The following is a 20498-nucleotide window of genomic DNA, read 5'->3' as shown; positions in this document are numbered from 1 at the left end:
CGCCCATCTTCTTGCAGTTCCGTTGCGCGGGCGCCGCGTTCCCCTGCGGGCCATCCAGTGCTTGATCCATATCAACGCCGACTTGTGTGACTAGTCCCATCATCTGAGCCTGGAGCTATTTGTTACTTTGGGGGAAGGGTGATGAACGATTGCGCCGCAATCGCAAGCAAGGCCGATACCTTCAACTACAAGATCGTGAGGCAGTTCGCGCTCATGACGGTGGTTTGGGGCATTGTCGGCATGGCTGTGGGCGTTTTTATCGCCGCGCAGCTGATTTGGCCTCAGTTGAATTTCGATACCGCATGGCTGAGCTACGGCCGCCTGCGCCCGCTGCACACCAACGCGGTGATCTTCGCCTTCGGTGGCAGCGCGCTGTTCACGACGTCTTACTACGTCGTCCAGCGCACCTGTCAGGCCCGCCTGTTCTGTGGCCCCTTGGCCGCCTTCACGTTCTGGGGCTGGCAGATCGTCATCGTCGCCGCCGCCATCACGCTGCCGATGGGATTCACCAGCAGCAAGGAATACGCGGAACTCGAATGGCCGATCGACATCCTGATCACGCTGGTCTGGGTCGCCTACGCCATCGTGTTCTTCGGCACGATCATCAAGCGCCGGTCCAAGCACATCTACGTGGCCAACTGGTTCTTCGGCTCGTACATCCTGACCATCGCCATCCTGCACATCTTCAACAACATCGAAATGCCGGTGTCGTTGTGGAAGTCATATTCGGCGTACTCCGGCGTCCAGGACGCCATGGTGCAGTGGTGGTACGGGCATAACGCGGTGGGCTTTTTCCTGACCACCAGCTTCCTGGGCATGATGTATTACTTCGTGCCCAAACAGGCCGGCCGCCCGATCTATTCGTACCGTCTGTCCATCGTCCACTTCTGGGCGCTGGCCTTCACGTACATGTGGGCGGGTCCGCACCACCTGCTGTATACGTCGCTGCCCGACTGGACCCAGTCGCTGGGCATGACGTTCTCGCTGATCCTGCTGGCGCCTTCCTGGGGCGGCATGATCAACGGCATCATGACCCTGCAGGGCGCCTGGTACAAGCTGCGCACCGATCCAATCCTGAAGTTCATGGTGACGGCGCTGTCGTTCTACGGCATGTCGACCTTCGAAGGCTCGATGATGTCGATCCGCACGGTCAACGCGCTGTCGCACTACACGGACTGGACCATCGGCCACGTGCACTCTGGCGCGCTGGGCTGGGTCGCCATGATTTCCTTCGGTTCCCTGTACTACCTGATCCCGCGCCTGTACGGCCGCGAAAAGATGTACAGCGTGAAGGCAATCGAACTGCACTTCTGGATCGCGACCATCGGCGTGGTGCTGTACATCGCTGCCATGTGGATCGCCGGCGTGCAGCAGGGCCTGATGTGGCGCGATACCGCTTCCGACGGCACGCTGGTCTACAGCTTCGTCGAGGAACTGAAGACGCGCGTCCCGTACTACCTGATCCGCTTGCTGGGTGGCACGTTGTTCCTGTCTGGTGTGTTTGTCATGGCCTGGAACGTGTGGAAGACGGTGCGTGGCGCGCAACCGGTCAACCCCGCCATTCCGCTGGACGATCCCCACGCCGCTCGCCCGCCGGTCGTTGCGACCGCCGCGCCGGCTACTGTTTGACGAGGACATCATGGCCAACAAGAAACCTGGCTTCTTTTCTCACCAGACGCTTGAGAAGAACATCGGCTGGATGATCATCGCCAGCATCCTGGTGGTGTCCTTCGCGGGGCTGGTCCAGATCGTTCCGCTGTTCTTCCAGCACAGCACGACCCAGCCCGTTGCCGGCGTCGAACCCTACAGCCCGTTGCGGCTGATGGGGCGCGACGTATACATCCGCGAAGGCTGCGTCGGCTGCCACTCGCAGCAAGTGCGCGTGCTGGCGGCGGAAGTGCAGCGCTACGGCTCGTACTCGACGGCGGCGGAATCGGTCTTCGACCATCCATTCCTGTGGGGTTCCAAGCGCACCGGCCCGGACCTGGCGCGCGTGGGCGAGCGCTACTCCGACGACTGGCACCGCATCCACTTGCGCGACCCGCGCAAGGTAGTGCCCGAGTCGAACATGCCCGCCTATCCGTGGCTGGAAAAGACGGTCATTACCGGCCAGAACGTGGCCGAGCGCATGCGGGCCCTGCGCGCCCTGGGCGTGCCCTACACCGACGCCGACATCGCGGCCGCACCCAAGGCCATCGAGGGCAAGACGGAAGAGGACGCGCTGGTCGCCTACCTGCAGGAATTGGGCGTAGGCGTGCGCAAGGCCCAGGCCAAGCAGGCCGAGGACGCCCGGAAGGCCGAAGCGGCCAAGAAGGCGGCAGCGCCTACCGCGCAGTCCGCCGTGCAACCCGCCGCGCAAGCGGCCACGGGAGGCTGATCATGGTGGGCTACCTGAGCGCGATCGTCACCGCCATTTCGATGGCAACCTTTTTCGGCATCGTCTGGTGGGCCTGCTCGCGCGGCCGCCAGAGCGCCAACCGCGAATCGGCCATGCTGCCGTTCGCCCTGCCCGACGAGTTCGGCCAGGCACAACAAGATGGAGCGAATCGGTCATGAGCGATTTCGTTAATGGCTTCTGGGGGTATTTCATCTCGGTCGTCGCCGTGGGCGGCGTGGTCTGGTGCGTGTGGCTGCTGTACACGCAGCGCCGCTGGCTTACCAACAAGCCGGCCAACGGCCAGGTCGAAGACACCGGCCACGTCTGGGACGGCGACCTGACCGAGCTCAACAACCCGGTCCCCACCTGGTGGACCTGGATGTACCTGCTGGCGTGCGTGTTCGCGCTGGGTTACCTGTTCTTCATGCCCGGCCTGGGTTCGTACAAGGGCCAATTGGGCTACAGCAGCACGGAAGAAGTCGCGCGCCACCAGGCCAAGATGGCCGAGGCCGTGCGCCCGATCTACGCGCGTTTCGAGACCATGACCGTGCCGCAGGTGGCGCAGGATCCGGCCGCCCTGGAAATGGGCCAGCGCCTGTTCCTGAATACGTGCGCGCAATGCCACGGCTCTGATGCGAAGGGCGGCCCCAGCTTTCCGAACCTGACCGATGGCGACTGGCTGTATGGCGGTTCGCCGGAAATCATCATGGAGACCATCACCAAGGGCCGTCACGGCGTGATGCCGCCCTGGAAAGCGGCGATCGACGCCAAGACTGCCGGCGACATCGCCCAGTACGTGCGCTCGTTGTCGGGCTTGACGTCGGACGACATCCGCGTGTTCCGGGGCAAGCGCGAGTTCGCCAATTTCTGCGTGGCCTGTCACGGCGTGGACGGCAAGGGCAACCCGTTGCTGGGCGCGCCCAACCTGACGGACGACGTCTGGCTGTACGGCAGTTCGGAAGCCTCGATCGTCAAGACGATCCTGGACGGCCGCGACAACCGCATGCCGGCGCATGAGCACATCCTGAACCCCGAGCAGATCAAGGTGCTGACGGCGTGGGTGTGGGGCCTGTCGAACAACAAGCCGGCAGCCGCGGAGAAAGGCGCGGCGGCACCGGCCGCGCCGCTTGCGGCCAACGCGGCGAAGTAAGGCGAACAGCAGGGCTTAGGTGGGGGGCGCGTCTCGCGGCCCCCACATCATTGGACTTACCGTACGGAGCAGCAAATGGAAGATGGGTCAACCGCAAGCGTCGGCACGCCGCCTGGCGGAGACCCGCCGCCCTGGCAACCGTATACGCGGCCGCCGCGTCCCGGCCAGGAAACGCTGGAGCAGACCCTGGCGGGTGTGCGCAGCAAGATCTATCCGCGATCCGTCAGTGGCATCTTCGCCCGCTGGCGTATCGCCTTCGTCTTTATCACCCAGCTGATCTTCTACGGGCTGCCCTGGCTGCAATGGAACGGCCGGCAGGCCGTGCTGTTCGACCTGGGCGCACGCAAGTTCTACCTGTTCGGTCTGGTGCTGTGGCCGCAGGACGTGGTGTACCTGGCCGTGCTGCTGGTGATCTCGGCGCTGGCGCTGTTCCTCTTCACCGCCGTGGCGGGCCGGCTGTTCTGCGGCTACGCCTGTCCGCAAACGGTCTACACCGAAATCTTCATGTGGATCGAGCGCAAGGTCGAAGGCGACCGCATCGCGCGCATCCGCCTGGACGAATCCCCATGGACCTGGCGCAAGGCTCGCCTGAAGATCACCAAGCACTTCTTGTGGATCGCGCTGGCCTGGTGGACGGGGTCCACCTTCATCGGCTATTTCGCGCCGATCCGCGAACTGGGCCATGAACTGTTCGCCTTGCAGCTGGGGCCGTGGCAATGGTTCTGGATGCTGTTCTACGGTTTCGCCACCTGGGGCAACGCGGGTTTCATGCGCGAGTCCGTGTGCAAATACATGTGCCCCTACGCCCGCTTCCAGAGCGTGATGGTGGACCCCGACACCTTTGTCGTTACCTACGACAAGCGTCGCGGCGACCCGCGGGGCGGACGTTCGCGCAAGGTGGACCACAAGGCCGCCGGCCTGGGTGACTGCGTGGATTGCAGTTTGTGCGTGCAGGTCTGCCCCACCGGCATCGATATCCGGGACGGCCTGCAGTACATGTGCATCGGCTGCGGCGCCTGTATCGATGCATGCGAACAGGTCATGGACAAGATGCAGTATGAACCCGGCCTGATCCGCTACACGTCGGACCGCGCCATGCAGGATGGCCTGTCCGCCAAAAGCGCGCGTTCGCATCTGCTGCGCCCGCGCGTGCTGATCTACGGCACGCTGATCCTGATCATGGCGGTGGCGTTCGTGGCGTCGCTGGCGATGCGCAACCCCTTGCGGGTGGACGTCATCCGCGACCGCGGCGCGCTGGGCCGGGAAGTGGCGGGCGGCCAGATCGAGAACGTCTACCGCCTGCAGATCATCAACACGTCTGACACCGCCATGCGCCTGCGCCTGTCGGCAGACGGCATGCCGGGACTGGCTGTGATGACGGGCCAGCAGGGGTCGGACGTGGTTGAAGTGGAACCCGCCGCCAACAAGCTGGTTCCGATGGTGATCCGGGCGCCCGCCGGCGCCACGCCAGGCGCGCATGCCATCACGCTGCGCGCGCGCGGCCACGACGGCGAAAACCATCCGATCGAAACCGACGAACCCGCCAGCTTCTACGTGCCCGATTGAATACGTAAAGGACGAACCTCATGACCCTCGCACAATCCGCTCCGCCGCCCAAGCCCTGGTACTACGAACCGTGGCCCTGGATCCTGATGGCTGGCCCGTTCGTGGCCATGATCGGGTGCTTCATCACGATCTACTTCGCCTACAGCAACTTCACGCACGAGCCGATCCTGGAAGGCGTGGTCAAGCGCGGCCTGGTGATCGAGCAGGCGGCGCCCAAGACCGGCGAAGCCGCGGGCGCCGCGCGCGCCAATCCCTGATGGGAGGACACAAATGGGCTTGCGTTCATTGATGTGGATACTGTGGCCGTCGTTCCTGGCGGCTGCGGCGGGCAGCGCCCTGATCTTCGCGCTGATCGATCCGTTGGACGTGGCGATCTTCGGGCACGTGCCCACGGGGCGCATGGGCTTCTACACGGTGTCGTTCTTCGTGTTGTGGGTGATGGCCGGCTTGTCCAGCACGCTGACGGCCTACCTGATGCCGAAAGCGGCCGAGGAAGACCCGCTGTAATCCCTCGGCCTCCCGGTGGAACGGGAGGAGGGGGGAAAGACTGGGGCTGAGAGATAGGGGGCCCGCCAATCTGGCGGGCGCCGCGTCAGACTTTCTTGACGAACTCCGACTTCAGGCTCATCTGGCCGAAGCCGTCGATCTTGCAATCGATGTCGTGGTCGCTGTCGACCAGGCGGATGCCTTTGACCTTGGTGCCCATCTTGATCACTCCGCCCGACCCCTTGAGTTTCAGGTCCTTGATGACGGTGATGGTGTCGCCGTCATGCAGGACGTTGCCGGCTGAATCGCGGTAGACGCGGGCGTCGTCGTCCGAGGGCGTGGCGTCCTGCGCCGACCATTCATGCGCACATTCCGGGCAGACGTAGCCGCCGCCATCCTCGTAGGTGAATTCGGATTGGCATTTCGGACAGGCGGGCAATGCACTCACGGGTGTACCTCAGGTGAAACGCGCGAATTGCGCAATCCTCGATTGTACTGCTCGCAGTGTCTATTTTTGCCCTAACAGGCGCTTATCTTCACGCATTTTCATGCAGTAAGTCGACAAAGTGCTGCCCCGCCGCGCTTAAGGGGCGGTCGCGCGGCACGATGCTGCCGAACGCCGCCAGCGACTGCCGGATCTGGTAGGGCAGGATCGCCAGCAGGCCATGCCGGGCATACCGGCTGGCGACCGATTCCGGAATCACGCCCAGCATCTGCGACTTCATCGCCAGGTTGGTGGTGGTCAGGATGGAGGCGGATTCGATCAGCCCGGGCGGCAAGGCCGTGTTGTGGGACCGGAACTCATGTTCGATCACGTCCCGCATCGGGCTGCCTTGCGGCTGCAGGATCCAGGGATAGGCCTGCATCGCGTCGAAAGCGACACGCCGCTTGCGGGCCAGCGGATGATCCACCGCCGCGATGACGGACAAGGCCTCGTCGCCGATCGGGCGGAACAGGTAGTTGCGGTCCGACAGGGTCAGCATGCGGCCAATCACCACATCCAGCTTGCCTTCGTTCAACTGCGCGATCAGCAGGTCGCTGGTGCCGGTGGAAATTTCCACGGCCAGCAGCGGGTACGTCTGTTTCAGCCGCAGCAGCGCATCGGTCAGATGGCCGGGCGAGGCCGCCATGATGCTGCCGATGAAGAGCTTGCCGGCGCTGCCCAGCCGCAGTTCATCCAATTCGCGGGCCAGCGACGACACCGTTCCGCGCATGCCGCGGAAATGCCCCATGACGCACTCGCCCGCGGGTGTCAGCGCCAGGCCGCGGCCCACGCGCTCGAACAGCGGCTGGCCCAGCGCCAATTCCAGCTCGTGCAGCATCTTGCTGGCGGCGGATTGGGTCATGTTCAGTTGCTGCGCGGCCGCGCGCAGGGTGCCGCGGTCGTCGATGGCAAGCAGCAGCACGACCTGCCGCATGCGCAGCCTGGCCAACAGGGCCGGGACATTCAGGTTGCGTTCCATGATTGATCGCCTGAGGTGAACGATTGGTGCGAAAGTTTCATTTTACGGAAACGGAGCTTCTCCCTAAGATGCATTCACAACAAATTGCCCGTCAGCGGCAAAGAATTCATCAAGGAGACAACCATGAAGATCCGCGTATTGGCCGCGATGGCGGCCGGCGCCCTGTGCCTGTCCGTCATGGCCCCCGGCCCGGCGCACGCCCAGGCGCAACCGGCCGACTGGCCCACCAAACCGCTGCGCCTGCTGGTCGGGTCGGCGCCCGGCGGCGGCACCGACGCCATGGCGCGCGCCGTGGCCGACAAGCTGGGGCCCATGCTCAAGCAGACGGTCGTGGTCGAGAACAAGCCCGGCGCGTCCAACACGCTGGCGGCGGATCTGGCCGCGAAGTCGGCGGACAGCCACACCATGGTGATGGGCGTGTCGACGGCCCACGCGATTGCGCCCCATCTGCTGAAGCTGGGCTACGACAATGACCGCGATCTGACGCCCGTGGTGTTCGTGGGCGCGGTGCCCAACATCCTGGTCGTCAACAACCAGGTGCCCGCGAAATCGGTGCAGGAATTGATCGCGCTTCTCAAAAGCAAGCCGGGCGAATACAACTTCGCCAGCAGCGGCTCCGGCAGCACCCAGCACATCGCGGCGGAGCTGTTCAAGGACGCCACCGGCGTGCAGATGACGCACATCCCGTACCGCGGCAGCGGTCCGGCCATGGTGGACCTGATGGGCGGTCAGGTGCAGATCGCCTTCGAGACCGCGTCGTCCGTCATCCCCCACATCAAAAGCGGCAAAGTGCGCGCGCTGGCCGTGCTGAGCGCACGGCGCAACGCCCAACTGCCGGAAGTGCCGACGATGGCCGAGGCCGGCGTGCCCGGCGTCGAGATGAGCGCCTGGTACGGCATTTACATGCCCAGCGCCACGCCCGCCGCCATCCAGAAACGCATCCATGACGACGTCAACCAGATCCTGGCGTTGCCTGAAACGCAGACCCGCCTGTTGGCGATCGGAGCGGACATCACCCCGATGAGCCAGGAACAGTTTGCGCAGTTTCACAAGACCGAGAACCAGCGCTACGCCGGCATCATCAAGAAGAACAACATTTCCGTGGAATGAGCCCAGCATGAACCCGCAACCGCAACCCGTTATTGCCCTGACCCTGGGCGACCCCGCCGGCATCGGCGCCGAACTGATCGCCCGCCTGCTTGCCAAGCCGGAGGCCTGCCAGCGCGCCAACATCGTGCTGGTGGGCGATGCCTGGCTATGGCGCGAAGGCCAGCGCGTGGCGGGCGTTCAGGTGGCGACCCAGGCGGTGGACAGCTTCGAGGCGGTGCGCAACCGGCCGGACACCTGCGTGCCGGCGTGGCTGGAGATGGATACGATCCGGCCCGACCAGGTCACCGTGGGCCAGCCCCAGGCGGCGGGCGGCGCATCGGTGCTGCGCGTGCTGGATGCCTGCATGGATGCGGCGCGCGCCGAGCATGTGGATGCGATCTGTTTTGCGCCGTTGAACAAGTTCGCCATGAAGCTGGGCGGCTTGAAGCACGACGACGAACTGCACCACTTCGCGCAGTACCTGGGCGTCACCGGCTACTTCTGTGAATTCAACACGCTGGGCGAGCTGTGGACGTCGCGGGTTTCCTCGCATATTCCGCTGAAGGACGCCGCAGCGGCGCTCAGCATCGACGGCATCAAGGCGGCCACGCGGCTGATCTACCGGTCGCTCCAGGCTAACGGCATCGCCGCGCCGCGGGTGGCGGTGGCCGCCTTCAATCCGCACGGCGGCGACGGCGGCACGTGCGGCCGCGAAGAGGTCGACATCATCGCGCCCGCCGTGCGCCAGCTGAACGAGGAGGGGCTGCCCGTGCAGGGACCGTTCCCCGCCGACACCATCTTCCTGAGAGCGCAGGCCGGCGAGTTCCAGGCGATCGTCACCATGTACCACGACCAGGGTCAGATCGCGATCAAGCTGCTGGGCTTCGCGCGTGGGGTGACGGTGCAGGGCGGCCTGCCGATCCCCATCACCACGCCTGCGCACGGCACCGCTTACGACATCGCGGGCCAGGGCCGCGCCAACGTGGAGGCCACCTGGCAAGCCTTCCAGATCGCCTGCCGCATGGGCGTATCGCACCGTTTCCCGTCTTCCAAGTAGGAACCCGACATGAAGATCAAATCCGTCCGCGCCCGTGTTTTCGAATGGACCGGCAAGACCGTGCCGCCCCAGGGCAACTTCTGCTCCAACGCCATGGACCTGCTGTATTCCAAGCAGGAAACCATGAGCACGTTCCGCTTCCACGGCTGGACCGTCGTCGAAGTGGAAACCGATGACGGCATCGTGGGCCTGGGCAATGTGGCGCTGGCCCCGCGCGTGGCCAAGGCCATCATCGACCAGTACCTGACGCCGCTGGTCGTGGGGCAGGACCCGTGGGACTACGAATACCTGTGGCAGCGCATGTACCGGGCCACGCAAGCCTGGGGCCGCAAGGGCGTGACGATGGCGGCGATATCGGGCATCGATATCGCCATCTGGGACATTCTGGGCAAGTCGGTGAACAAGCCCGTCTTCAAGCTGCTGGGCGGCCGCACCAAGGAGAAGATCCCCGTCTACTACTCCAAGCTGTACCGCACCGACCTGAAGGCGATGCAGGAAGAGGCGCAGACCTATCTGGACCAGGGGTTCACCGCGTTCAAGATGCGCTTCGGTTACGGGCCGGCGCATCTGCAGAAGGGCGTGGTCGAGAACCTGAAGTCGGTCGAGGCCGTGCGCGAAGTCATCGGGTACGACACGGACCTGATGCTGGAATGCTATATGGGCTGGAACCTGGAATACGCCAAGCGCATTCTGCCCAAGCTTGAGAAGTTCGAGCCCCGCTGGCTGGAAGAGCCCGTCATCGCTGATGATGTCGACGGCTACGCCGAATTGAACCAGCTGACGTCGATCCCGATCTCGGGCGGCGAGCACGAGTTCTCGCTTTACGGGTTCAAGCAGCTGCTGGACAGGAAGGCGGTGTCGGTCGTGCAGTACGACACGAACCGCGTGGGCGGCATCACGGCGGCGCACAAGATCAATGCGCTGTGCGAGGCCTACAGCGTGCCGGTCATCCCGCACGCCGGCCAGATGCACAACTACCACCTCACCATGAGCACGCTGGCCTCGCCCATGAGTGAGTATTTCCCGATGTTCGACGTGGAAGTCGGCAATGAGCTGTTCTACTACATCTTCGACGGCGAGCCGGTGGCCAAAGAGGGCTTCATCGACCTGGATGACAATAAGCCGGGCCTGGGGCTGACGCTGAAGACCGAGTACCTGAACGATTTCAACATCATCGAATAGGCCCGCGGATGACAACGACCCCTACGAACCCCACGCCGCGTTACCGCGGCATCTTCCCGGTGGTGCCCACCCCGTTTACCGAGGCGGGCGAACTGGACCTGCCCAGCCAGAAGCGGGCGGTGGACTTCATGATCGACTCGGGGGTGGACGGCCTGTGCATCCTGGCGAACTTTTCCGAACAGTTCGTGCTGTCGGACGAAGAACGCGAGGTGCTCACGCGGACCATCCTGGAACACGTGGCGGGCCGCGTGCCCGTCATCGTCACGACCACGCACTTCAGCACCCAGGTATGCGCGGCGCGCAGCCGGCGCGCGCAGGACCAGGGCGCGGCCATGCTGATGATCATGCCGCCCTACCATGGGGCGACGATCCGCGTGCCCGAAGCGCAGGTCGAGGCCTTCTTCCAGCAGGTGTCGGACGCGGTGGACATTCCCATCATGATCCAGGACGCGCCGGTGGCGGGCACGCCGTTGTCCGCCGCGCTGCTGGCCAAGATGGCGCGCGAGATCCGGCAGGTGTCGTACTTCAAGATCGAAACCGCGGGCGCGGCTTCCAAGCTGCGCGACCTGATCGCGCTGGGCGGGGCGGCGGTGGAGGGGCCCTGGGACGGTGAGGAGGCCATCACGCTGCTGCCCGACCTGGACGCGGGCGCCACCGGATCCATGACGGGCGGCGGCTTTGCCGACGGCATCCGCCCCATCATCGAGGCGCACCGCGCGGGCCGCCGCGATGAGGCCTACCGCCTGTACGAGCGCTGGCTGCCGCTGATCAATTACGAAAACCGGCAGGGCGGCATCCTCACCGCCAAAGCGCTGATGAAGGCCGGCGGCGTGATCGATTGCGAGGCGCCCCGGCATCCGTTCCCGCCCATGCGCCCCGAGGTCCGCCAGGGCCTTTTGGAAACCGCCCGCCGCTTGGACCCCTTGGTGCTGCGCTGGGGGCGTTAATCCCTGAAACGGGAACACTGCGTTCCGCCACGCCGAACAAGCTGTAACGGCGTGGCGGGTAAAATCTCCGGCTATCGATCACGTCGGGGGCTCGTGTGCAGCCGGTTATATCAGTTCAGGGCTTATCCAAACGATACGCTTCAGGGTTCCAGGCGCTCAAGAGCGTCAACCTGGAAATTCAGCGCGGTGAGATCTTCGCCTTGCTCGGGCCGAACGGCGCGGGCAAGACGACATTGATCAGCATCATCTGCGGCATCGTCAATCCCAGCGATGGCCGCGTACTGGCCGACGGCCACGACATCGTGTCGGACTTCCGCGCCGCGCGCTCCAAGATCGGCCTGGTGCCGCAAGAGATTTCCACCGACGCGTTCGAAAGCGTCTGGAACACCGTCACGTTCAGCCGTGGCCTCTTTGGCAAGCCGGCCAACCCCGCCTATATCGAAAAGGTGCTGCGCGACCTGTCCTTGTGGGACAAGAAGGACAGCCGCATCATGGCGTTGTCAGGCGGCATGAAGCGCCGCGTCATGATCGCCAAGGCGCTGTCGCACGAACCGGCCATCCTGTTCCTGGACGAACCCACCGCGGGCGTGGACGTGGAGCTGCGCCGCGGCATGTGGGAAATGGTGCGGCGCCTGCGGGAAAGCGGGGTCACCATCATCCTGACCACGCATTACATTGAAGAAGCGCAGGAAATGGCCGACCGCATTGGCGTGATCCGCAAGGGCGAGATCATTCTGGTCGAAGAAAAGGACGCGCTGATGGCCAAGCTGGGCAAGCGCCAGCTCAGCCTGACCTTGAAAGCGCCGTTGCCGGGCATCCCGACCGCGCTGGACGCCTATCAGCTGGACTTGTCCAGCGATGGCTACAAGCTGGTCTACACCTACGACAACCAGGGCGGCGGTCAGATTTCCCAACTGCTGCACGACCTGAGCCGGCTCCAGATCGAATTCACCGACCTGAATTCATCGGAAAGCTCGCTTGAGGACATCTTTGTCAGCCTGGTACACGGTCAATCATGAACTTCTACGCCATCCGCGCTATCTACCTGTTTGAAATGGCCCGGGCCTGGCGCACGCTGATGCAAAGCGTGTTGTCGCCGGTCATCTCCACGTCGCTGTACTTCGTGGTATTCGGTTCGGCCATCGGTTCGCACATGGTCGAGATCGACGGGGTCAGCTACGGCGCGTTCATCGTGCCGGGCATGATCATGCTGTCGCTCTTGACGCAAAGCATCGCCAACGCGTCCTTCGGCATCTACATGCCGCGGTTCTCGGGCACCATCTACGAAATCCATTCGGCGCCCATCTCGTATGTGGAGATCGTGATGGGCTACGTGGGGGCGGCCGCCAGCAAGTCCATCATCCTGGGGCTGATCATGCTGGCCACGGCGCGCCTGTTCGTGTCGTTTGAGGTCGCGCACCCGATCTGGATGCTGGGCTTCCTGGTGCTGACGGCCGTCACGTTCAGCCTGTTCGGCTTCATCATCGGCGTGTGGGCCGATGGCTTCGAGAAGCTGCAGATCATCCCGCTGATGATCATCACGCCGCTGACCTTCCTGGGCGGCACCTTCTATTCCATCAAGATGCTGCCGCCGTTCTGGCAGACCGCCACCCTGTTCAACCCGGTGGTCTACCTGGTCAGCGGCTTCCGCTGGGCGTTCTACGGCGTGTCGGATGTCAGCGTGGGCGTCAGCGTCGGTATGACGCTGGTGTTCCTCGTGGCCTGCCTGATCGGCGTACGCTGGATCTTCAAGACGGGCTACCGGCTGAAGACCTGATCAGCCAGCGGCTACCGGCGCGCGGCGGGCCATGCCGTCAAAGGCATCAAGCAGCCGTTCGCGCCAGGCATGGACGGGATCGTCTTCGGCCAGCAGCACAAGCGGGCTGGTGCAGCGGGCCCACATGAACATGCCGAACACCGCGTAGTCGGCATAGCCAGGCTGGCTGCCCGCCAGGTAGGGCTGCCTGGCAAGCGTCAGGCGCAGCGGCAGCAGCGCCGCCCGCAACGCCGCGATCTGGTCGGCGTAACCCGCAGGCAGGTCTTCCAGCTTGCCGAAGCGCTTTTCGCGCGATGCGCGGAAGTAGTCCACGTCTTTCTCATGGATCAGGCCGTGGATGGCGGGCAGCAGCAGGCGCGCCAGTACCGGTACCAGCGTGGCATCCGCCCAGGCGTTCGTGAACAGGGTGACGGCGCGCCCGCCCGCGCCGCCAAACAATGACGGCCGCTCGGGAAACGTGTCTTCCAGATAGCAGGCGATCTGCCACGAATCGCTGACGACATGGGTGTCGTGCACCAGCACGGGAACAAGCTTCTGGCCGGAAAAGTCGATCGCTTCCTTTTCGGTGAAGCGCCAGGGCACGGTCTTGGCGGACAGGCCCTTGTGGGCCAGCGCCATGTGCGTTTTCCAGCAATGCGGGCTGAAACGTAGCGACGCGTCGGCGCCGGCCAAATCGTACAGGGTGAGATCCGGGTTCAAGATGCCGTGCTCCTTGGACGTGCCAGTGGATAAGGACGGCAGTCAGGATAACGCGTCCGGCGCGTTGCGGCGCGCAAGAAAAAGCGCCACGCGCCCGAAGACGCGTGGCGCAGGCCGGACAATCCCCGGTCCGGCCCTGGGTTACTTCGGCGCGCCCTGGCTCATGTTCATGACCCGCTGCTTCAACTGCGGGTTCTGCTGCACGGCCTGGCCGATGCCATTGAATTCTTCGACGGTCAGTCCGTCCGCACGCACCAGCTGCACCATCTTGGCGTCCGCTTCCTGCACCACCTTCTGCTTGGCGTCGTCCGACTTCGCGGCGTCGACCTTGGGGCGGTATTCGTCGACCACGCCGGACACCTTCTGCGATGCCGACGCGAAGCGTTGCAGCTGCTGGTCGGTGGGTTGCGAAATGGCGGGGGCCATCTGCGGTTGAGCCGGCGGCTGGCTGGCGTTCTGCGCCAGGGCGGGGGCACCGGACAGCGCCGTCGTCAGAATGGCGGCGGATAGGAATGCGTAAGTGGAACGCTGCATGAAACCTCCTTGTTCCGGTTGAATGTCCGACCATGATGACGACGGGACGTGCCGTGGGACAAGTTTCGCGATGTGTTTTCCTGTGTCGGCAGGCCACGAGATCCAGGCGCGGCGTGGGAGGGTCGCCCCTGGGACGGCCGCAGAAACGTTTTGCGCGGTTTCGTAGTCGCTGCTGGTCGCGATGTGTCTTTAGGTTTGTGCGTTGCAGCGCGGTTCGCGTGCCGAACGGTCAGATCAGCACCATGCTCAGCATCACCAGCGCCAGCAGCAGGACGTAGACGCGGGCGTGCAAGCGGTCAGGAATGCGGGGAATCAACGGCGCGGCCAGCCGGATGCCTGCCAGCGAACCCAGGGCCAATGCCGCGAAAGCCAGCAGATCGACATAGCCGACGATCCACGGCGCGAGCGCGGCCGGCAGGCCGCGCGCCGCCGCCATGTACGCAAGCGTGCCCACGATGGCCACCGGCAGCGTCAGCGGGTTGGCCATTGCCGCCGCCTTGGCCATGGGCAGGCCGCGCCGGCGCAGCAAGGGCACGGTCATCACGCTGCCGCCCACCCCCAGGAAGGTGGCGATGGCGCCAATGACCACGCCGCCGCCCACCACGACGCCCTGTCCCAAGGGCTGCGGCGCCTGCGTCTCATGCTGCTGCGCCAGGAAACCTTGCCGCAGCAGGCAGTCCAGGATCGTCACACCCAGGTAGGCGATGAAGATCCAGCGCACCAGGCCGCCGCTGGCGCGGGTCGCGGCCCACGCGCCCAGCAGGGCACCCACGGCGATAAAGCCGGCCAGCGGCCAGACGTAGGCGCGCACGATGTTGCCGGCGCGCTGATGCTTGCGCGTTGCGGCGATGGAATTCACGATCATGACGCAGGTGGACGTCGCTACCGCGATATGCATGGCGGATTGGCCGATGGCGTCGCCCGCGCCGTGCGTAGCGGTGAGCACGCCGTACAGCACCGGCACCACGACAAAGCCACCGCCGAAACCGAACAGGACCGTGGTGACGCCGCTTACGCAGCCGAACAAAGCCAGTACGAGATAAAGCATGCCGTCCATCCTTTCGCAGAGAAGCCGTCACGATACGGCGCCCCGTATTGGCCTGCTTTATAGGATTGGTCAATAATGTTCGCATTTCGGCCAAGCCGGCCGGGTTGCTCACTCTGTCCGCCATGCGCAATACCCATATCGACCGCTACGATTCGCTGGACCGCGCCGTGGTCGCCATCGGCAACGACTATCCGCCTGGCCAGTTGCTGCCGGCCCACGCGCACCGGCGCGCGCAGCTGCTGTACGGCGCCACCGGCGTCATGCAGGTGGAGACCCGCGACGGCAACTGGGTGGTGCCCCCGCAGCGCGCCGTGTGGATACCCGCGGGCGTGACGCACCAGGTGCGCATGCTGGACGTCAGCACACGCAGCGCGTACATCGAGCCCGGCGCCGCGCGCGCGGATCGCAGCGCCTGCGAGGTGATCGAGGTGTCGCCGCTGTTGCGGCAATTGCTGCTGGAAGCCGTGGACATGCCTGCCGCCTATGAGCCGGACGGCCGTGACGGCGCGTTGGCGGCCTTGCTGCTGCACGAGGTCGATCGCGCGCCCGTGCTGCCCCTGCATATTCCACTGCCGCAAGACAAGCGCCTGGCCTCGCTGTGCCGCGGCTTCATCGCCGCGCCCGATGCGCGTGTGCCGCCCCAGGCATGGGCCGACCGCTTGCACATGAGCCTGCGCACCTTCAGCCGCCACTTCCGGCAGCAGACGGGCATGTCCTTTTCGGCGTGGCGGCAGCGCGCCTGTGTGGTGCTGGCGCTGGCGCGCCTGGCGTCCGGGCAGCCGGTTACCACCATCGCACTGGACTTCGGCTATCAAAGCCCGGCGGCGTTTTCCACGATGTTTCGCCGCGTGCTGGGCAGCCCCCCGACGGAGTACCTGCGGCAGGACTAGTGTGTTGGTACTATCGCCGCACGAATGTCGGCCCGTGACGGGCCGACCGCCGATACGGATTCCATGACCTTGTCGCAATCACCGCTTTCCGTTGGGATCGCCGGCGCTGGCAGCGCCGGGCTGGCGACTGCGCTTGCCCTGGCGCAGGCCGGGCATCAGGTGCGCGTCTTTGAAAAGCACCCGGGTTTCACGACCCTGGGCGCGGGCCTGCTGCTGCAGCCGCCCGGCGTGCGCGCGCTGCGTACGCTTGGGGTGGACGTGGACGCGCTGAATGTGGGCGCGCCGATCGACCGCCTGCTGGGGGTGTCGCATCGCGGCTGGCGCGTTGTCGATATCGATTACGCGGGCGATGGCGCTCGCGCGGTGACCCGGGCGGCATTGGGCGGCGTGCTGTTCGACGCCTGCCGGCGCGCGGGCGTCGCGTTTTCGTTCGGCTGTCCGGTCCAGACGCTGGACAACCAGGCGGGCAGGGCGTGTGTGGTCCATGGCGACGGCGCCAGCCAGGCGGAATCCACCTTCGACGTGTTCGTGGTGGCCGATGGCGCGGCGTCCGCGCTGCGTGAACAGGTTGGATTGGCCAGCAAGTCCCGCGTGTACCGATGGGGCGCGCTGTGGGGGCAGTTCTGGGCGCCGGACTGGCCGGGGGCCACGCAGCTTTTGCAGCGCTTTCGCGGCACGCGTCAGATGATGGGGCTGCTGCCTACCGACATCGGTCCGCAGGGCGTGCGCCTGTCGCTGTTCTGGAGCATCCGCCATGATGCCTTGCCCGCTTGGCGCGCCGCGCCGATCGGGCAGTGGAAAGATCAGTTGCTGGCGTTGTGGCCCGAAGCCGCGCCGGTCGTGGACCAGGTGTCCCGGCATGAGGATCTGTCCGTGGCCACCTACCGCCACACGTGGCCGCGCGGACTGGCCGCCGGACCCTACTGTGCGGTGGGGGACGCGGGTCATGCGATGAGCCCGCAATTGGGGCTGGGCGCGACGCTGGCGGTGTTGGACGCGCTGGCGCTGGCCCGCGCGCTGGGACAGTACGGCGCCGCCGAGGGGCCAGCGCGTTATGCGCGCAGCCGGTTGCTGCCCTCGCGCATGTATCAGACGCTGAGCCGCGCCCTGACGCCGTGTTTCCAGTCGTCGGGCCCGGGCTTGTGGCGCGACCTGCTGTTCGGCGGTTCGCTGCTGGTGCCTGGTGTGCGCGGGTTGATGAAGCGGGGGCTGCTGGCGATGCCGGAGGCGGGCGCGGCCCGCCGCCGTTGACGGCGCGTCAGGCCGCGTACCACAGCACCGCGAAGAAATGGCACACGGTGCCGGCTAGCACGAACAGGTGCCAGATGAAGTGGCTGTAGCGCCAGCGGTTGTCGAACACGAAGAACACCACACCGCCCGTGTAGGCCAGGCCGCCGGCCACCAGCCACCACAGCCCGCCCGTGGGCACGCGTTCGATGAGCGGATTCACGGCGATGATCACCAGCCAGCCCATCGCCAGGTAGAGGCCCGTCGAGACGGCCGGGCGATTCAGGCGCTTGCTGGCCTTCAGCCCCACGCCTAGCAGGGCCAGCCCCCAGACCAGGCCGAACAAGGTCCAGCCCCACGGGCCGCGCAGCGCGCCCAGCGCAAACGGTGTGTAGGTGCCGGCGATCAGCAGGTAGATGGCCGAATGGTCCAGCACGTTGAAGATCTGCTTGGCGCGGCATAGCGGCAGCGCGTGATAGATGGTGGAGGCCAGGTACAGCAGGCACATCGATGCCGCGAAGACGGCGGCGCCTGCGATGAAGGCGGCGTCACCCTGGCGGACGGCGGCAATGATCAGGAAGGGCGCAGCGGCGAGGGCGCCTGCCGCACCCACCCCATGGCTGATGGTGTTGGCGATTTCTTCGCCCAGGGTCTGGGGTCTGTCGTTGGGAAACATGAATGCGTCTTGTTGTGTTGGTGCAAGGCTTACACCATAGGCGCTTTGCGCGGCGCGCTCAAGCGGCCGCGCGCAGGTGGGAGCGATTGATGCGGGCCGGCTTGATCTTGTGCAAATCGGACAAGGGGCGGGCGCGTAGCAATGCGCGGCTGCGAAGTTACTCTGTGATACATTTCACGCAGAAATAAATCCGTCCGCAGAGGCGGTGTACGTTCTTTTTCCCGGGCTCGCGTCCGCGAACTGCGCGACCGCGCGGCCGCAACAGAAACTCTTAGGGGAGGCACCGATGATTCCGGCAATTGGCCTTATGGTTGGGGCATACATCGTTACGCGGATGACAGCCATGTTGACGCGTCCCGACTCCAGTAAAGTGGTCAGGGTATTGTCCATCCTTACGATCGCCGTTGCGTTGATCTCCTGTCTGCAATTGTTGACGGGCGGTCCCGGTCCGGCTCCAAGATTCTGAGATCCAGGCGTCCGTGACCTTGCGGGCGCGATGGCCGGCGTGCCGCAGCGAGCGGCCCCGCGGCGTCTAGACGCCGACGCGAAGTCGAGAAGGTTTACTGGCCGAGGCCTAGCAATGGCGCGCAGTTTTACCAGCCTGTTTTTCAAAGCCGCAAAGAAACTAAGCAAACTCCAGCGCGCCGCGATGCGCATGGCAGCCCCCAAGGCCGCCAGGAAGCGAACCACGTCGGTACGCAAGGCGGCAGCCAAGCCGGCGCCGCCGGCCGCCACGCCCCGCCAGCCGGCCGCGCCTTCATTGGGCGGCGGCCGTTGGGAATCGTCGCGGCAATTCTCTGACGGCGCGGGGCGTCAACTGACCTTCGCGCGCTACACCCCGGTATCTGCGCCACGCGCCGGCATGCCGCTGGTGGTGATGCTGCATGGATGCCGCCAGACGTCGCTGGCATTTGCCCGCGGCTCGCGCATGAATCAGTGGGCCGACGCAGGCAGTTTCATGGTGCTGTACCCGCAGCAATCCATGACGCGTCAGGTCCAGCGCTGCTGGCGGTGGTTCCAGCCCGATGACCCGCATGGGGGCGCCGAGGCCGACCTGATCGCGGCGCTGATCCGATCGGAAGTCGCGCGGCACGGGCTGGACCCGGAGCGGGTCTACATCGCGGGCCTGTCCGCGGGGGCGGGCATGGCGGCGTTGGTGGCATTGCGGCATCCTGCGTTGATCGCCGCCGTGGCCATGCATTCCGGCCCGGTCGTGGGCGATGCCCATAGCGCCACGGGCGGCATCGGCACCATGCGGCGCGGCAGTCTCAAGCCCTTGCTGCCGTTGCTGGAAGGCGTGGCCAACCCCGCTGTATTCCGTCTGGGCATGCCCGCGTTGATTTTGCAAGGCCAGTTGGACGCGACGGTGGCGCCCCGCAACGGCAAGCAACTGTTCGAACAGTTCCGTGCGTTGAACGACCTGAGCCCGGAAAACGTGCCGGTCGAGCGCGTGCTGGGGCTGGGCACCGACAAGGCGTACCGCCGCGTGGACTTGCTGCGCGGACGCAAGACGATCTTGCGCCTATGTGAAATCACGCGGCTGGAGCACGCCTGGAGCGGCGGCGATGGGTCGGTGAAATACCACGCGCGCGGCGGCCCCGATGCCTCGGCGCTGGTGTGGCGATTCTTCCAGGGCTTGCGCCGGACGGGCGCCGGCCAATCGCCGCCGTAGGCACCATTGTTCGCGAATCGGGAATGCAGTTGTCGAGGCCGCCGGCTGCGGAAACGGGGGGCGCGGCGTAAGATCGCCGCATTCCTGACGCAGGCGGAGCGCGTGCTTCGCCCAGGCTGGCTTTTCTGGAAATCTCTGCTATGTCCCTCTCTATTTATCGGGCGTCCGTGCCTGTCTTCGTTCGCGGCATGACCGTGCTGGCCGACCTGCTGGAAAAGGCCGTCGCCCATGCCCAGGCCGAAGGGCTCGACCCCGCCTCGCTCGTCAATGCACGCCTGGCGCCCGACATGTATCCCCTGTCAGGCCAGATCCAGCGCGCCAGCGACGCCGCCAAGTTTGCCGTGCAGCGCTTGTCTCAGGGCCAGGCCCCGAAGTTTCCGGATGAAGAGACGACCTTCGCGCAGTTGCAGCAGCGCATCGCCGACACCATCGCCTACCTGCAAAGCGTGACGCCCGAACAAGTGGACGGCGCGGAAAGCCGCAAGGTCGTCGTGAACTTCGGCGACTTCAAGCCGGAGTTCACCGGCGAGGACTACCTGCTGACGTTTGCGCTGCCCAACTTCTATTTCCACGTCACGACCGCGTACGCGATCTTGCGCAATGCCGGCGTGAAAATCGGCAAGCTGGATTTCCTGGGGCCGTATTCGCAGTAAGCCGC

At 65.3% G+C, this 20498-nt stretch carries 23 protein-coding genes; 17 read left to right on the top strand and 6 right to left on the bottom strand.

Going from position 1 to position 20498, the window contains the following annotated elements; translation table 11 throughout:
* Nucleotides 1-141 precede the first annotated feature (141 nt).
* From ccoN to CEY09_RS13235, 7 genes are all read left to right on the top strand, one after another.
* Nucleotides 142-1629, top strand: a complete 1488-nt coding sequence (gene ccoN / locus CEY09_RS13265) for a cytochrome-c oxidase, cbb3-type subunit I (RefSeq protein ID WP_006225695.1) — start codon at nt 142-144, stop codon at nt 1627-1629.
* 10 nt (nt 1630-1639) lie between these two features.
* Complete coding sequence (gene ccoO, locus CEY09_RS13260) at nt 1640-2377, top strand: cytochrome-c oxidase, cbb3-type subunit II (RefSeq protein WP_088588970.1); 738 nt, start codon at nt 1640-1642, stop codon at nt 2375-2377.
* A 2-nt stretch (nt 2378-2379) separates the two neighbouring features.
* The gene (locus CEY09_RS13255; RefSeq protein WP_006225697.1) at nt 2380-2556 is read left to right on the top strand and encodes a cbb3-type cytochrome oxidase subunit 3; all 177 of its coding nucleotides are present in this window, start codon (nt 2380-2382) and stop codon (nt 2554-2556) included.
* Nucleotides 2553-3527, top strand: a complete 975-nt coding sequence (gene ccoP / locus CEY09_RS13250; RefSeq protein ID WP_088588969.1) for a cytochrome-c oxidase, cbb3-type subunit III — start codon at nt 2553-2555, stop codon at nt 3525-3527. Before CEY09_RS13255 ends, ccoP begins: the two co-directional genes overlap by 4 nt.
* Nucleotides 3528-3602: 75 nt before the next feature.
* Nucleotides 3603-5093, top strand: coding sequence for a cytochrome c oxidase accessory protein CcoG (gene ccoG / locus CEY09_RS13245; RefSeq protein WP_006225699.1), 1491 nt, complete (start codon nt 3603-3605; stop codon nt 5091-5093).
* Between the two features lie 20 nt (nt 5094-5113).
* Nucleotides 5114-5350, top strand: coding sequence for a FixH family protein (locus CEY09_RS13240; protein WP_088588968.1), 237 nt, complete (start codon nt 5114-5116; stop codon nt 5348-5350).
* A gap of 13 nt (nt 5351-5363) precedes the next feature.
* On the top strand, nt 5364-5600 hold the full coding sequence (locus CEY09_RS13235; protein WP_006225701.1) for a hypothetical protein: 237 nt from the start codon (nt 5364-5366) through the stop codon (nt 5598-5600).
* 85 nt (nt 5601-5685) lie between these two features.
* Here CEY09_RS13235 and CEY09_RS13230 read toward each other — a convergent pair whose 3' ends face one another.
* Together CEY09_RS13230 and CEY09_RS13225 are read right to left on the bottom strand one after the other, a co-directional pair.
* Nucleotides 5686-6027, bottom strand: coding sequence for a zinc ribbon domain-containing protein YjdM (locus CEY09_RS13230; RefSeq protein WP_088588967.1), 342 nt, complete (start codon nt 6025-6027; stop codon nt 5686-5688).
* Nucleotides 6028-6115: 88 nt separating this feature from the next.
* The gene (locus CEY09_RS13225; protein WP_006225703.1) at nt 6116-7042 is read right to left on the bottom strand and encodes a LysR family transcriptional regulator; all 927 of its coding nucleotides are present in this window, start codon (nt 7040-7042) and stop codon (nt 6116-6118) included.
* A gap of 123 nt (nt 7043-7165) precedes the next feature.
* Here CEY09_RS13225 and CEY09_RS13220 point away from each other — a divergent pair, with 123 nt between their 5' ends.
* The 6 genes from CEY09_RS13220 (at nt 7166) to CEY09_RS13195 (ending at nt 13094) form a co-directional block, all read left to right on the top strand.
* Complete coding sequence (locus tag CEY09_RS13220) at nt 7166-8152, top strand: Bug family tripartite tricarboxylate transporter substrate binding protein (RefSeq protein WP_088589263.1); 987 nt, start codon at nt 7166-7168, stop codon at nt 8150-8152.
* A 7-nt stretch (nt 8153-8159) separates the two neighbouring features.
* Nucleotides 8160-9188: a 4-hydroxythreonine-4-phosphate dehydrogenase PdxA gene (locus CEY09_RS13215; RefSeq protein WP_088588966.1), complete on the top strand. Its 1029-nt coding sequence runs from the start codon at nt 8160-8162 to the stop codon at nt 9186-9188.
* 9 nt (nt 9189-9197) lie between these two features.
* The gene (locus CEY09_RS13210; RefSeq protein ID WP_088588965.1) at nt 9198-10370 is read left to right on the top strand and encodes an L-rhamnonate dehydratase; all 1173 of its coding nucleotides are present in this window, start codon (nt 9198-9200) and stop codon (nt 10368-10370) included.
* An 8-nt stretch (nt 10371-10378) separates the two neighbouring features.
* Entirely contained in the window at nt 10379-11317 is a 939-nt protein-coding gene (locus CEY09_RS13205) for a dihydrodipicolinate synthase family protein (protein WP_088588964.1), read from the top strand.
* Nucleotides 11318-11412: 95 nt separating this feature from the next.
* The gene (locus CEY09_RS13200) at nt 11413-12336 is read left to right on the top strand and encodes an ABC transporter ATP-binding protein (protein ID WP_006225708.1); all 924 of its coding nucleotides are present in this window, start codon (nt 11413-11415) and stop codon (nt 12334-12336) included.
* Complete coding sequence (locus CEY09_RS13195; RefSeq protein ID WP_006225709.1) at nt 12333-13094, top strand: ABC transporter permease; 762 nt, start codon at nt 12333-12335, stop codon at nt 13092-13094. The genes CEY09_RS13200 and CEY09_RS13195 overlap by 4 nt, the downstream gene beginning before the upstream one ends.
* Here the strand turns inward: CEY09_RS13195 and CEY09_RS13190 are convergent, their stop codons facing one another.
* From CEY09_RS13190 to CEY09_RS13180, 3 genes are all read right to left on the bottom strand, one after another.
* A complete protein-coding gene (locus CEY09_RS13190; protein ID WP_088588963.1) occupies nt 13095-13793 on the bottom strand; it encodes a glutathione S-transferase family protein in 699 nt (232 codons plus the stop codon).
* A gap of 141 nt (nt 13794-13934) precedes the next feature.
* The gene (locus CEY09_RS13185) at nt 13935-14327 is read right to left on the bottom strand and encodes a DUF4168 domain-containing protein (RefSeq protein ID WP_088588962.1); all 393 of its coding nucleotides are present in this window, start codon (nt 14325-14327) and stop codon (nt 13935-13937) included.
* 229 nt (nt 14328-14556) lie between these two features.
* Nucleotides 14557-15375: a sulfite exporter TauE/SafE family protein gene (locus tag CEY09_RS13180; RefSeq protein WP_088589262.1), complete on the bottom strand. Its 819-nt coding sequence runs from the start codon at nt 15373-15375 to the stop codon at nt 14557-14559.
* A 122-nt stretch (nt 15376-15497) separates the two neighbouring features.
* On the opposite strand from CEY09_RS13180, the gene CEY09_RS13175 reads away from it, so the two are divergent.
* A complete protein-coding gene (locus tag CEY09_RS13175) occupies nt 15498-16265 on the top strand; it encodes an AraC family transcriptional regulator (RefSeq protein ID WP_088589261.1) in 768 nt (255 codons plus the stop codon).
* 24 nt (nt 16266-16289) lie between these two features.
* Nucleotides 16290-17516, top strand: a complete 1227-nt coding sequence (locus tag CEY09_RS13170; protein ID WP_088588961.1) for an FAD-dependent oxidoreductase — start codon at nt 16290-16292, stop codon at nt 17514-17516.
* Between the two features lie 7 nt (nt 17517-17523).
* Here the strand turns inward: CEY09_RS13170 and trhA are convergent, their stop codons facing one another.
* On the bottom strand, nt 17524-18168 hold the full coding sequence (gene trhA / locus CEY09_RS13165; protein ID WP_088588960.1) for a PAQR family membrane homeostasis protein TrhA: 645 nt from the start codon (nt 18166-18168) through the stop codon (nt 17524-17526).
* Between the two features lie 655 nt (nt 18169-18823).
* Here trhA and CEY09_RS13155 point away from each other — a divergent pair.
* Both CEY09_RS13155 and CEY09_RS13150 read left to right on the top strand, forming a co-directional pair.
* A complete protein-coding gene (locus tag CEY09_RS13155; protein WP_234818293.1) occupies nt 18824-19840 on the top strand; it encodes an extracellular catalytic domain type 1 short-chain-length polyhydroxyalkanoate depolymerase in 1017 nt (338 codons plus the stop codon).
* A gap of 140 nt (nt 19841-19980) precedes the next feature.
* Complete coding sequence (locus tag CEY09_RS13150; protein ID WP_088588958.1) at nt 19981-20493, top strand: DUF1993 domain-containing protein; 513 nt, start codon at nt 19981-19983, stop codon at nt 20491-20493.
* The last annotated feature ends 5 nt before the right edge of the window (nt 20494-20498 follow it).

Source organism: Achromobacter marplatensis (genome assembly GCF_002209535.1).
GTDB classification, from domain to species: domain Bacteria; phylum Pseudomonadota; class Gammaproteobacteria; order Burkholderiales; family Burkholderiaceae_B; genus Achromobacter; species Achromobacter marplatensis.
Note: the sequence above shows the minus strand (reverse complement) of the source record. Positions and strands in the feature narration are given on the sequence as shown.